This window comes from Marivita sp. NO-S04 (assembly GCF_059070475.1).
The window spans coordinates 3,733,161-3,746,314 of the sequence record NZ_CM180980.1; the positions used below are offsets into that span (position 1 = coordinate 3,733,161).

Sequence of the window (13,154 nt, forward strand, 5' to 3'; positions counted from 1 at the left end):
ACCCAAACGCCGGCCCCCGTGCTTCTGTTAGGCGCCAAGTGTTAAGATGATATGAAACCCCACCAGTTTCGTGTCGTCTGCATACTGTTGCAGTTTCTTCATCTTTGCTTGCTACGCCAAACCAGTGATGGAGGTTCCCATGATTGACTGGACACGCGTTGCCGAACTGCGCGATGAAATCGGCCCCGAAGACTTTTCTGAAGTGGCAGAACTTTTCTTGATGGAAGTTGAAGACACGCTGTCACGGCTGCCTTCGGCGCGGAATGATGCACGCCAGATGCAGGAGTTGATGCACTTCCTGAAAGGATCGGCGCTCAATCTCGGATTTGCCAACCTCGCAGAAACCTGCAGCGCAGCGGAAATTTCGGTCACCAACGGCGATTGCGATGTGGATGTCCCGTCCATGAAACAAATCTACGCGCAATCCCGGCAACTGTTCGAAACAGAATTCGCCCAGCGGTTTGCAGCCTAGATGAACCGGTGAATAACCGCCGGATCAGTTCCGTCTGTCCGCTCTGAGACACGCGCCCTTAACCGCGTCATCCCCGACATCCAGCGGTCGGTGTCGGCTGCGCGCTGCGCGAAAAAGGTTTGGGCATCCGGATGGGGAAAGATCATGAACCGACCTTCGGCAACACCCGTCAATGTTGCCTCAGCGACGTCTTCAGCACTGATTACACCCGGTGCACGTATCATAGCGGGGTCATCATACCCCAACAAAGGCGTAGCCACATAAAGCGGGCAAACAACCGCGACCTGAACACCGTCGGCACCGTGTTCGATCGCCAATGACTGCGCAAGGCTGACCGCGGCATGTTTCGTGGCGGAATACGCGGCATCCCCGATCTGGGACAACACGCCTGCTGCAGAGGCGACATTGACCAGAACACCGGAGCCGCGCAAAACCATTTGGGGAACAAGCAGTCGCGACGCTCGCAAATGCGCCATGACATGCAAATCCCAGCTTTTCTGCCAATGCGAATCCGGGCGCGACGTTGGCCCATTAGGTTCGCCCAGCGCAAAACCGGCATTGGAAAACAGCATGTCCACCTTGCCAAACTTTGCATTGGCCAAGTCGATCATTGCTGTGATTACGGTTGGGTCGCAAAGGTCTCCGTCATGCGGAACACCCCCAATTTCATCGGCAACCCGGATCGCCAAATCTTGCGACAGATCAGAAACAAGAACCCGAACGCCCCGGGCTGCAAGGGCACGCGCCAATGCCGCTCCTATGCCCTGCCCGGCGCCGGTGACAATCGCCGTTGCGCCGTCGAACTTCATCAGATCACAAATTGCGACAGCAGGTCGTCGTCGGTGATGTCTTGATAGGTGAAACCAGCCGCATTCAACTGCGCAAACAGCTTGTCAAAGTTTGCAGCGTTGCGGGTCTCGATCCCGATTAGGACAGAGCCATAATTGCGCGCTGACTTCTTGAGATACTCGAACCGCGCGATATCGTCTTCAGGACCAAGAAAATTCAGGAAGTCCTTAAGTGCGCCAGGCCGTTGCGGCAGCCGCAGAATAAAGTACTTCTTGAGCCCAAGGTATTTCTGCGCCCGCTCTTTAACCTCGGGCAAACGCTCGAAATCGAAATTGCCGCCCGTGGTCACACAAACAACCGTGCGCCCCTTGATCGACTGACCCAGATCTTGCAACGCATCCACCGACAAAGCGCCTGCAGGTTCCAGAACAATCCCTTCGACATTCAACATCTCTAGGATTGTCGTACACAGTCTATCCTCCCTGATCGTCAGCGTGTTCGCCAGCCCGATCCCGTTCAAACGCGCAAAGGTCTTTTGCCCGATCTGCCCCACCGCAGCACCGTCAGCAAAGGTATTTACATGATCCAAGCGCACAGGTTTGCCCGCCTCCAAAGCGGCGCGCAGACAAGCGCCACCCGCAGGTTCAACAAACGTATATTGGCAGCCCGTCCCCAGATAGCTGAGCATCCCCGCTGACAATCCGCCACCACCGACCGGTAGCACGATATGATCTGGCATTTTGCCCAATTGCTCAGTGACCTCGACAGCAACACTCGCCTGCCCTTCGATCACGTCATCATCATCAAACGGTGACAGGAAATGCCCACCCGCTTCCACACAAAACGCCTGCGCAGCGGCCAGCGTGTCATCGAAATAATCCCCCGTAAGGCGGATCTCGATGCTGTCTCCTCCGAACATTGCAGTTTTCTGGATCTTCTGCTGTGGCGTCGTCACCGGCATGAAAATCACGCCGGTCTTGCCGAAATGCTTGCACATATAAGCCACGCCCTGCGCGTGATTACCTGCGCTGGCGCAAACGAACAGCTCTGCCTCGGGCCGCCTGCGCATCGCATTGAACGCACCGCGCAGTTTGTAGCTGCGCACCGGGGACAGGTCCTCGCGCTTGAGATAAATATCCGCGTCATACTGTTCGGACAGATGCGCATTGCGCAACAGCGGCGTTTGCGGAAACACCTCGCGCATGGCTAGGGTCGCATTACGCGCGGATTGGGCAAAATCAGTCATACATCCCCCTCGGGGCAATAGCACATGGGCACATGCAGTCAGTCAATGGGACGGTTTTCGACAAAATGCCCATAGAGCGTGGTCAGAACCGAAATCCCGATGATCGTCGCAAACCAGTTGACGACAAGCGAATAAACCACGTTGATGATCGACGACGGGTTGTCGTTGAACCATGACGGCAACTGGATGATCACGCTCGCTCCCACAACGATCAGCGCAAGCACCAGAATTATGCTACTGCGCCCCTTCGTGACGTCCCATGTTTCGCCAAGCGTCAGTTTTTCTCCCAACGCTGCTGCAGGCAGCATGATGCCAAGTCGGAAAAACAAATAGGCCGCCGCGCCAATCAGAATCAGCGACATGATCCCCGCAAGCGCCGGCAAGCCGATTGAAATGATGCCAATTGGAATCGACAGAACCATCACCCCAAGAACCACAAGCACGCCGATCAGGATCGATCGTCCTAGATATCCCATGACGGCAGATCCGTGAAACTGCGGCAGCCAGCCAGAAGTGCTTTCTCCGGTCAGCGCAAATCGGTGCCAAGCAACGGCGATCCACAGGCTGGCAATCACCGCGAGAAGACCCAGCACAATCGTTGGAAAGATCGTTTCCGGAGACATCATCGGAACTTGCGTGCCTTCGAGATCCATCATCTGCGGGGGATTAAGAAAGCTGTAGACGGTGTACGCGCTCTGAATGGGGTACAGGACCAGCGAAAGACGGAAGGCTTGTTCAAGATTGGCCATCACCAGATTGAACGAATGTTTGAAAATCTGCCAACCTGTTATCGCACCCACTGTCCTGTCTCCTTTGCCTTGTTCTCAGGCCACTTCTTGCCCCTGCTCATAAAAACAAGTAATCGCCCCGGCAAACCCGTTAAAGGAAAACCCATGTCTGCGCCCAAAAAAGTTGTGCTGGCCTATTCCGGTGGCCTCGATACCTCGATCATTCTGAAATGGCTGCAAACGGAGTATGGTTGCGAAGTCGTGACCTTCACCGCTGACCTAGGCCAGGGCGAAGAACTGGAACCGGCTCGCGAAAAGGCGGTCATGCTGGGGATCAAGCCCGAGAACATCTACATCGAAGACGTGCGCGAAGAATTTGTCCGCGATTTCGTCTTCCCCATGTTCCGCGCCAATGCGCTGTATGAAGGCCTGTATTTGCTCGGCACCTCCATCGCGCGACCGCTGATTTCCAAGCGTTTGGTCGAAATCGCCGCCGAAACCGGTGCCGATGCCGTGTCTCACGGTGCGACCGGCAAGGGCAATGATCAGGTCCGTTTCGAACTGGCCGCCTACGCGCTCAACCCCGACATCAAGGTGATCGCACCTTGGCGCGAATGGGATTTGTCCTCACGCACCAAACTTTTGGATTTTGCCGAGAAGAACCAGATTCCCATCGCCAAGGACAAGCGCGGCGAAGCACCGTTCTCGGTTGATGCGAACCTGTTGCACACCTCGTCCGAGGGCAAGGTTCTCGAAGACCCGGCGCAGGAAGCGCCCGATTACGTCTACCAGCGCACCGTGCACCCCGAAGATGCACCGGACACGCCAGAAATGGTCGAGATCACCTTTGAAAAAGGCGATGCCGTTGCGATCAATGGCGAGGCGATGAGCCCGGCCACGATCCTGACCAAGCTGAACGAACTGGGTGGCAAGCACGGCGTGGGCCGTCTGGATCTCGTGGAAAACCGCTTTGTCGGAATGAAGTCGCGCGGCATTTATGAGACACCCGGCGGCACCGTTCTGCTCGAGGCGCATCGTGGGATCGAACAGATCACGCTGGATTCCGGCGCAGGCCACCTGAAAGATTCGATCATGCCACGGTATGCAGAACTGATCTACAATGGCTTCTGGTTCAGCCCGGAACGCGAAATGCTGCAAGCCCTGATCGATAAGAGCCAAGAGCATGTCGCCGGCACCGTCCGCGTGAAACTCTACAAAGGATCGTGCAACACGGTTGCCCGCTGGTCGGACCATTCGCTGTATTCCGAAGCGCATGTAACGTTTGAGGAAGACGCGGGCGCCTACGACCCGAAAGACGCACAAGGCTTCATCCAGCTAAACGCGCTGCGGCTGAAACTGCTGGCGGCGCGGAACCGTCGTTTGAAGTAAAACAGTCTCTATTCAATCTAAAAGGCCCGCCAAACTGGCGGGCCTTTTTCGTAACTCAGTTGGCTGTAACGACCGTCATCACCAGCTTGTCGTCCACTCGGATGGGGCCGTCTTCCTTGGCGCCCAGCGTGTATTCGAACACACCGGTCGACATGCCGCCGTCTTCGCCATGAACCATCAGCATGAGCATGTCACCCGTCGCGACATCTTCCTGAAGAATCGCCGCGACATCCATGTTTTCACCTTCCCTGAGCGCGGCATAACCCACAACTGGTCCCGGCTTCATCTCGGCATCGGTGCGGTGCACTACCAGCCACCCATTGGCCGGGGCGACAACGCTGGACGCGGTCACGGTGCCACCGGACACATCTTGATCCATCGCGTCAACGGACGGTGCCATCGAATGGCCAGCCGCCATGAGCGCGGTTGCGGACAGTGCGAAAATTGTGGTCGAGAGTACAAATTTCATGGTCAGTCTCCTGTTTGGTGCGGGCTTTGACCCCCGCGGACACCAACAGCCACGGACACCGACCGTTCAGAGTTTCAAGCTTTGCGAAATTTTTTTGGATTCCAAAGCGCGATATGCTGGCATTGTCCGCGCTACCAGCTCTGCCAAATGCCCGCTCAGGTCTGGCAACGGCCCTTCAGGACCGGCAAATCCAGTTGTTGCATGAAGCGAAATGTACCAATGCGGCGCCCAAACCCCGTCATAAGGCTTTGGTCCCACGGGCCATGACAACATCGCGGGATCAAACTCCAACCCAATTGTTTCACACAACCCCCGCAACATGCCTTCAGGATCATCGCGGATGTCCGCGCTGTCGATCACGACAGGCGTTTGACCAAGCGATCGAACGTGTTCAAATAGTTCAGCCTGAGCATCAAAGCCGATATCGTCCGCCGTCAGGTCGGGATAGCCTTTGGCAAAGCTCGCAACCACACGCGCGGGGTGACGGATTAGAAAGACGTTCACACATTCAGACATGAAACTACGGGGAATTCCGTCGATCATGTGTTGGCACATATGCTTATGATAGGCGTGCGTCTTATCGTCTGGCACAGGATCCATCAGGGACTGTTCTACCTCAACGGCATCTTTTCTTCTATCACCAAGAACCTCATTGCACATTGGATGATCTAACCCCGTCAATCGAAGATAGGGTCCGTAAAAAGGTTCATCCAAAACTGCAAAATCGGCGCGTTGGGCGAAAGAATACATCATCGCAGTCGACAGATTACGTGGTCCAGACCACATCGCCACCTTCATCGTCCAAGCCCTTTGATAGGTTTATTTTGCCCGGACGGTATCGCGTCAGAGCCCTCGCGCAAGCAGTAACTCGATTTCACCTTCGAGTGAGATCCCAAGACAAAAATTGCACCCTCCGTGCCTTTCATCGCAGTTTGATTTCAGATTTTTGGAGGTTCCCATGCGCCCACTTCGCCGCACTCACCCGATTGCCCTTACACTCGCCATCCTTGCCGGGGTATTCCTGCAATCCAGCAACGCAAGCGCGGGTGAGACTCGCGAGATTGTTGTCGCCGGCGGCTGCTTCTGGTGCGTCGAAGCCGATTTCGAACGGGTGCGCGGCGTCAAGGAAGCGGTGTCTGGCTACACCGGTGGCACAGTGGCGAACCCGACCTACAAAGAAGTCACCCGCGGCGGCACTGGCCATTTCGAAGCGGTGAAAATCACCTATGACAGTGGCACTATTAACCGCACGCAGCTTTACGATCTGTTCTTCAGGTCTATCGACCCGACGGATGCCGGTGGCCAATTCTGCGACCGAGGACAAAGCTATGCCACAGCTATATTCGTCTCTAACTCTGCCGAACGTGCCGCTGCGGAAAAGGCCAAAGCCAGCGCACAAGCCGCATTGGGCCGCAAGATCGTCACGCCAATCCTAGACGCAAAAGCCTTTTACGATGCCGAAGATTACCATCAGGATTACTACAAAGGCACCAATCGAGTACTGACTCGGTTCGGCGCGATCCCGCAGAAAGAGGCGTACAAGCGGTATCGCAAAGGCTGTGGGCGCGATGCCCGAATCGAACAACTTTGGGGCAGCGAGGCGCCGTTTATCGGCAATTAAGAAAGCCGGGCGTCTTGGATATCTTTCAGATCGGGTATCACGTCGGCCGTTCCGTGGCGCGTGACCATGATCGCGCCCGCCTGTTGACCCAATGAAATCGCCTGCTCCATCGGTAATCCGCGATCAAGTCCAGCAACCAAGAACCCTGTAAAGGTGTCGCCCGCGCCCGTCGTGTCGACCGGGGTGACGGGAATGGCTGGAAACATCTGGTCTGTACCGGCATCCGTGTTGATCCACCGGCAACCTTCACCACCCAACGTCACAATCACATCGCGCACCGTAAGCGCGGCCAACGTCATGCCCAGGGCATCTGTCAACTGTTGCGCCTCAACTGCGTTCATCACAAGGATGTCCAACATCGGCAAAACTGCCTCGACCGCCTGTGCATCAAACGGGGCCGCTGCGTAGACCACCCGCATTCCCTTGGCAGAGGCCAGCGTTGCGCTCTCGATCTGGGCAGAGGTTTCGTTCTGGAATACGAACGTATCTGCTTCGGTTGCGGCCATAAGCGCTGGGGCGATATGTGTCTCTGTTAAGGCCCGATTGGTTCCCGGAAACAGCAAAATGGCGTTTTCGCCTTGATCATCGACCATGATCACCGCATGGCCAGTTGGCACATCCAGCTCCACGATATTCCGGGTATCGACACCGTATTCCAACAATCTCTCGACCGCCCATCGCCCGTCAGCCCCAACCGCGCCGATATGCACGGCCCGCGCGGCGGCACGGGCAATGGCAACCGACATGTTCGCCCCTTTGCCACCCAACCCACGACTGTGTTGCGTTGAGGCCAGCGTTTCACCCGGCGCAAGCAGATGCGGCACCTGATAAAACAGATCCGCATTGATCGAACCAAGGTTAAAAACGGCCATGGTTTACCGCCCCTTGCACGCTGCCAGAACAGCCATGTTCAGAATGTCGCCCGCCGTCATGGAGGTCGAACAAATCTGAATTGATTTGTCGACACCTGCCAAAATGGGACCAATTACCGTCGCTCCGGCTATTTCCTGCATCAGCTTAACCGAAATGGATGCGGAATGGCGTGCTGGCACCACAAGAATGTTCGCAGGGCCGGTCAGACGCTGGAACGGATAGAACTTTTGCGCATTCCGGTTCAGCGCCACATCGACGGTCATTTCTCCTTCGTATTCGAAGTTCACACCGCGTCGGTCCAGAACACGTGGCGCGATGTGCATCTTTTCGGCACGTTCTGACACCGGGTAGCCGAAGGTCGAGAACGACACAAACGCGACTCGAGGTTCAAGCCCGATCAGACGCGCCACCTCGGCTGCACGCTCAGCGATATTGGCAAGGTCTTCCTCATCTGGCCATTCGTGCACAAGCGTATCAGCCATCAGCACAATCCGACCCTTGACCAACAGCGCCGTAACACCCGCCGCACCATGCGATGCGTCTGCGTCGAACACGTGGTTGATCAGCTCCATCACATGCGCCGATTTCCGCGTCGCCCCGGTGACAAGCGCATCACCATGCCCCTGCTGCAACATCAGCGCGCCAAAGACATGCCGATCCCGCGCCGCAAGGCGGTGAATGTCCTGATGGTCATACCCTTTACGTTGAAGCCGCCCGTACAGCACATCTTTGTACCGGCTGAGGTGCTGTGTGTTGGCCGCGTTCACCACTTCAATCTCGCGTACCGCATCGCCCAATCCGGCCTCTTCCAGCGTGGCCTTCACATCCGCCTCACGCCCCACAACCAAGGCTTTTCCAAACCCAGACCGTTGGTACATGACCGCAGCACGCAGCACGCGTGGATCGTCGCCCTCGGCAAAAATCATTCGCGCCTGCGCCTTGCGCGCCCGTGCATTGATCCCACGCAGGATGCTCGCCGTCGGATCCATCCGCGATTTGAGAGATTCCTCATACGCAACAAGATCAATGATCGGCCGGCGCGCAGCACCCGTGTCCATACCCGCCTTCGCCACTGCGGGCGGAATGCGGTGAATCAGTCTCGGATCGAAGGGCGTGGGAATGATGTAATCGCGACCGAAGGTCAGGCTTTTGCCATAGGCGAGCGCCACCTCATCCGGTACATCCTCGCGCGCCAAATCAGCCAAGGCCTGCGCACAGGCAATCTTCATCTCGTCATTGATCGCCCGCGCGTGAATGTCCAATGCGCCCCGGAACAGGTACGGGAAACCGAGCACGTTGTTCACCTGGTTCGGATAGTCGCTGCGCCCGGTGGCCACGATGGCATCCATCCGCACTTCATGCGCCTCTTCAGGCGTGATCTCAGGGTCGGGATTCGCCATCGCGAAAATAACCGGGTTGTCGGCCATCGACCGAACCATGTCCTGTGTGACGGCACCCTTTACGCTGACCCCAAGGAAGACATCCGCGCCGACCATCGCCTCTTCCAGTGAACGCGCGTCGGTTTTAACCGCATGCGCCGATTTCCACTGGTTCATGCCTTCGGTGCGGCCTTGGTAGATCACACCCTTGGTATCCGCGACGATACAGTTTTCATGCCGCGCACCCATCCGCTTGAGCAGTTCGATACAGGCAATACCTGCCGCTCCAGCCCCGTTCAGAACGATCTTCACATCTTCGATCTTTTTACCCGAAATATGCAGCGCGTTCAGCAGGCCCGCCGCACAGATCACCGCCGTGCCATGCTGGTCATCGTGGAAGACGGGGATATCCATCTCTTCCTTGAGGCGCTGTTCGATGATGAAGCATTCCGGCGCCTTGATGTCCTCAAGGTTGATGCCGCCAAAGGTTGGTCCCATCAGACGCACCGCTTTGCAGAATTCGTCGGGGTCTTCGGTATCCAGCTCAATATCGATGGAATTCACGTCCGCAAAGCGTTTGAACAGAACAGCTTTGCCCTCCATCACCGGCTTCGATCCAAGCGCGCCAAGATTACCCAGACCCAGAACCGCCGTTCCATTGGAAATCACCGCGACGAGGTTGCCCTTGTTGGTGTAATCATAGGCCAGACCGGGGTCTTTCGCGATGTCTTCACAGGGCACCGCCACACCGGGGGAATAGGCCAGCGACAGATCGCGCTGTGTGGTCATGGGGACGGTGGCCTGCACCTCCCATTTTCCGGGGGTCGGCTCAAGGTGGAAGGCAAGCGCTTCTTCGCGGGTGTATTTCGGGTTGGACATGCGTCAGAGGCCTCATACGTCAAAATCGGGTTTTCCACCCGGGTCGGTCGTCTTAATGTCACGCCAAAGCACCGAGGGGAAGCTTGTGAACGCGAATAAATCACCCGTCACACCCATGATGGCGCAATATCTGGAAATAAAATCCCAGTATGCGGACGCTTTGTTGTTCTATCGCATGGGTGATTTTTACGAATTGTTCTTTGACGATGCTGCAGCTGCATCCGAGGCGCTAGATATCGCACTTACCAAACGCGGGAAACATGACGGTGACGACATCCCGATGTGCGGTGTGCCCGTCCATGCCGCCGAAGGATACTTGCTCACGCTAATACGAAAAAGGTTTCGCGTCGCGGTTTGCGAACAGATGGAAAGCCCGGCCGAGGCGAAAAAGCGGGGATCGAAGTCTGTCGTCAACCGTGATGTGGTGCGCCTTGTCACACCCGGAACGCTGACCGAGGAAACGTTGCTTGAGGCGCGGCGTCACAACTTTTTGGCCGCATTGGCCTGTGTCAGAGACGAATGGGCGCTGGCTTGGACCGACATCTCGACCGGTGCACTCCATGTTTTGCCACTGTCATTGGCCCGCGTGGGTCCCGAACTGGCGCAACTCTCTCCAGCCGAAATCCTGATGGCGGAAGGCACGGAAACCGCAGTTGCCAACGTGCTCGACGATCTGGGGCTGGAACCCACATGGCTCAGCAAATCAAGCTTTGACTCAACGGGCGCGCACACGCGACTGACACAGCAATTTGGTGTGTCATCGCTTGACGCTTACGGCCAGTTCTCGCGCGTTGAACTGTCAGCCATGGGCGCGCTGATTGAATATCTGGATCTGACACAAAAAGGCCGCCTGCCTTTGCTCCGAACGCCACAGCAGGAGAAGCTTGGCAATTCGATGCACATCGACGCTGCCACGCGTCGAAACCTAGAATTGACCCACTCCCTGCAGGGCGGTCGTGCCGGATCGCTTTTGTCCGTCATTGACCGAACTGCCACCGCAAGCGGCGCGCGTCTTTTAGAGCGGCGACTGTCCACGCCATCGCGCGACCTGTCAGTGATCCGCAACCGCCAAGACGCGATCACGTGGGCGATCTCTGATCCGATATTGGCCCAGCAAATCCGCGATGCGCTCAAACGTGTTCCTGACCTGGATCGCGCGCTTTCGCGCCTTGGTCTTGAGCGCGGCGGGCCCCGAGACATGGCGGCAATCCGCAATGCTCTGGCGCAATCAGAGACAATTTCAGGTGCGTTAGAGACATATAAGCTGCCAGACATGCTCAGTCATGCGGTTAGCGCCTGCAAAGGCCACGACGCCTTGAGCGCACTTCTGGACGAGGCATTGATCGCTGAGCCACCGCTATTGGCCCGAGATGGAGGGTTTATCGCCCCGGGCTATGATGCAGCTTTGGACGAGGCGCGAAAGCTCCGAGATGAAGGCCGCGGTGTGATCGCCGGCCTTCAGGCACAATATTCCGACATGGCGGGCGTGTCGTCGCTGAAGATCAAACACAACAATGTTCTGGGGTACTTCATCGAAACCACCTCGACCCACGCGCAAAAGATGATGGCCCCACCGCTGAATGAAACCTTCATCCATCGACAGACGACCGCGAACCAAATCAGATTCACCACCGTGGAATTGTCCGAACTCGAACGCCGCATCATGAACGCCGGCGGTGAGGCGATCGAGATTGAAAAGCGGCTCTACACCACCCTAAGTCGCGCCATTTTGGACCAACAGCCCGCACTGAATGCTCTTGCAACGGGTCTGGCTGAACTGGACCTCGCTACAGCGCTTTCAGATCTAGCCAGCGATCTGGATTGGTGCCGCCCTAAGGTTGATGAAAGCCGCAGCTTCGAGATTGAGGGCGGACGTCATCCTGTGGTCGAGCGGTCGCTCAGGGCGCAAGGCGATACAGGGTTTGTTGCCAATGATTGTGACTTGTCGGCCCAGAGCAACAGCGCGGCAATCACACTTTTGACTGGTCCGAACATGGCCGGTAAATCGACATATCTGCGGCAGAACGCATTGATTGCGCTTTTGGCGCAAATTGGGTCTTACGTTCCGGCGAAATCGGCGCATATCGGACTGGTCAGTCAAATCTTCAGCCGCGTTGGGGCATCCGACGATCTGGCGCGCGGGCGATCGACCTTTATGGTGGAAATGGTTGAAACAGCGGCAATCCTGAACCAAGCGGACGACCGCGCATTGGTGATCCTGGATGAGATCGGTCGGGGAACGGCAACTTATGATGGCCTATCCATCGCTTGGGCCACGTTAGAGCATCTGCAATCCGTGAATAAAGTCCGCGCGCTCTTTGCCACGCATTACCACGAACTAACCGCGCTCGCGAACAGCCTGGACGGCGTCAAGAACGCAACAGTCGCTGTGCGCGAATGGGAGGGCGAGGTGATCTTTCTGCACGAGGTGCGCGAAGGCGCTGCAGATCGGTCTTACGGCGTTCAGGTTGCCCAGCTTGCCGGTCTGCCACCAGCCGTTATCACCCGTGCGCGGTCCGTTCTGGACGCGCTGGAAAAAGGGGAGCGCGAGAAAACCTCGCCTAAGGCGTTGATCGACGATCTTCCGCTGTTCTCGGCTGTCGCAAACACCCCGCAGCCAACAAAGCCCGCGGCCGAAAGCAAGATCGAGGCACAGATCAAAGATCTGCACCCCGATGAAATGACGCCGATGGAGGCGTTACAGGCTCTGTATAGCCTGAAATCGTTGCTGAAAGACGATTAGGACTTCGGCATCGAGCTTACGCCAACCTGCGCCGGACGCAGCAGACGATCATACAGCATGAAGCCCTCGGTCGAGACCTGAATGATCTCGCCTGCGATTGTGCCCGGAACCGGTGCTTCAAACATCGCTTCGTGCATCTGTGGATCGAACTTGTCACCCACTTCAGGCTTGATCGCGGTAACGCCGTGCTTGCTGAAGACATTGAGCAGTTCACGCATTGTCAGCTCGACACCTTCGATAAAGGCTTTGGACGCCTCGCGTTGTTCTTCTGGAATGGAAGCAAGTGCACGCTGCAAATTGTCATAAACCGGCAGGAGGTCGCGCGCCAAGCGTGACCCACCATACTGTTGTGCTTCGCGGCGATCTTTATCTGAACGCTTACGCGCGTTTTCGGCTTCTGCCAACGCGCGCATGAACTTGTCTTTCAGATCATCCCGCTCGGCACGCAAAGAATCCAGATCAGCGTCTTCATCGCTGATCTCTTCTTCAAGAGCTTCGTTTTCCTCTGCCTCGGCCTCGGCCAGGCTGTCGAGAAAATCCTTCGTGTGATCCGTTTCGGCCATTTC

Annotated in this window: 12 protein-coding genes; 4 read left to right on the forward strand and 8 right to left on the reverse strand. The window is 56.8% G+C overall.

What is annotated here, in order from left to right; genetic code table 11:
- Nucleotides 1–139 precede the first annotated feature (139 nt).
- The gene (locus ACK3EW_RS18910; protein ID WP_439119345.1) at nt 140–472 is read left to right on the forward strand and encodes an Hpt domain-containing protein; all 333 of its coding nucleotides are present in this window, start codon (nt 140–142) and stop codon (nt 470–472) included.
- Here ACK3EW_RS18910 and ACK3EW_RS18915 read toward each other — a convergent pair.
- Genes ACK3EW_RS18915 through ACK3EW_RS18925 form a run of 3 tightly spaced genes read right to left on the reverse strand, consistent with a single transcriptional unit; the run spans nt 469 to nt 3,307 of the window.
- The gene (locus ACK3EW_RS18915) at nt 469–1,281 is read right to left on the reverse strand and encodes an SDR family NAD(P)-dependent oxidoreductase (RefSeq protein ID WP_493807390.1); all 813 of its coding nucleotides are present in this window, start codon (nt 1,279–1,281) and stop codon (nt 469–471) included. The genes ACK3EW_RS18910 and ACK3EW_RS18915 overlap by 4 nt on opposite strands.
- The gene (ilvA, locus tag ACK3EW_RS18920; protein WP_493807391.1) at nt 1,281–2,507 is read right to left on the reverse strand and encodes a threonine ammonia-lyase IlvA; all 1,227 of its coding nucleotides are present in this window, start codon (nt 2,505–2,507) and stop codon (nt 1,281–1,283) included. The genes ACK3EW_RS18915 and ilvA overlap by 1 nt, the downstream gene beginning before the upstream one ends.
- A gap of 38 nt (nt 2,508–2,545) precedes the next feature.
- Nucleotides 2,546–3,307, reverse strand: a complete 762-nt coding sequence (locus tag ACK3EW_RS18925; RefSeq protein WP_493807392.1) for a hypothetical protein — start codon at nt 3,305–3,307, stop codon at nt 2,546–2,548.
- Between the two features lie 93 nt (nt 3,308–3,400).
- On the opposite strand from ACK3EW_RS18925, the gene ACK3EW_RS18930 reads away from it, so the two are divergent.
- Nucleotides 3,401–4,624 carry an argininosuccinate synthase gene (locus ACK3EW_RS18930; protein WP_493807393.1) on the forward strand — a complete coding sequence of 408 codons (1,224 nt, stop codon included), beginning with the start codon at nt 3,401–3,403 and terminating at the stop codon, nt 4,622–4,624.
- Nucleotides 4,625–4,679: 55 nt separating this feature from the next.
- Here ACK3EW_RS18930 and ACK3EW_RS18935 read toward each other — a convergent pair whose 3' ends face one another.
- Nucleotides 4,680–5,024, reverse strand: coding sequence for a DUF7282 domain-containing protein (locus ACK3EW_RS18935; protein ID WP_493809759.1), 345 nt, complete (start codon nt 5,022–5,024; stop codon nt 4,680–4,682).
- A gap of 135 nt (nt 5,025–5,159) precedes the next feature.
- Nucleotides 5,160–5,891 (reverse strand): sulfotransferase-like domain-containing protein, encoded by a 732-nt coding sequence (locus tag ACK3EW_RS18940; protein ID WP_493807394.1) that lies wholly within the window; start codon nt 5,889–5,891, stop codon nt 5,160–5,162.
- A 160-nt stretch (nt 5,892–6,051) separates the two neighbouring features.
- Here ACK3EW_RS18940 and msrA point away from each other — a divergent pair, with 160 nt between their 5' ends.
- Entirely contained in the window at nt 6,052–6,714 is a 663-nt protein-coding gene (gene msrA, locus ACK3EW_RS18945) for a peptide-methionine (S)-S-oxide reductase MsrA (protein ID WP_493807395.1), read from the forward strand.
- Here the strand turns inward: msrA and ACK3EW_RS18950 are convergent.
- Together ACK3EW_RS18950 and ACK3EW_RS18955 are read right to left on the reverse strand one after the other, a co-directional pair.
- Nucleotides 6,711–7,586, reverse strand: a complete 876-nt coding sequence (locus tag ACK3EW_RS18950) for a ribokinase (RefSeq protein ID WP_493807396.1) — start codon at nt 7,584–7,586, stop codon at nt 6,711–6,713. The two genes, msrA and ACK3EW_RS18950, sit on opposite strands and share 4 nt — an antisense overlap.
- A 3-nt stretch (nt 7,587–7,589) precedes the next feature.
- Nucleotides 7,590–9,845, reverse strand: coding sequence for an NADP-dependent malic enzyme (locus ACK3EW_RS18955; RefSeq protein WP_493807397.1), 2,256 nt, complete (start codon nt 9,843–9,845; stop codon nt 7,590–7,592).
- 115 nt (nt 9,846–9,960) lie between these two features.
- Here ACK3EW_RS18955 and mutS point away from each other — a divergent pair, with 115 nt between their 5' ends.
- On the forward strand, nt 9,961–12,588 hold the full coding sequence (gene mutS, locus ACK3EW_RS18960; RefSeq protein WP_493809760.1) for a DNA mismatch repair protein MutS: 2,628 nt from the start codon (nt 9,961–9,963) through the stop codon (nt 12,586–12,588).
- On the opposite strand, the gene ACK3EW_RS18965 is transcribed toward mutS, so the two are convergent.
- Nucleotides 12,585–13,151: a nucleotide exchange factor GrpE gene (locus tag ACK3EW_RS18965; protein ID WP_439119878.1), complete on the reverse strand. Its 567-nt coding sequence runs from the start codon at nt 13,149–13,151 to the stop codon at nt 12,585–12,587. The genes mutS and ACK3EW_RS18965 overlap by 4 nt on opposite strands.
- Between the last annotated feature and the right edge of the window lie 3 nt (nt 13,152–13,154).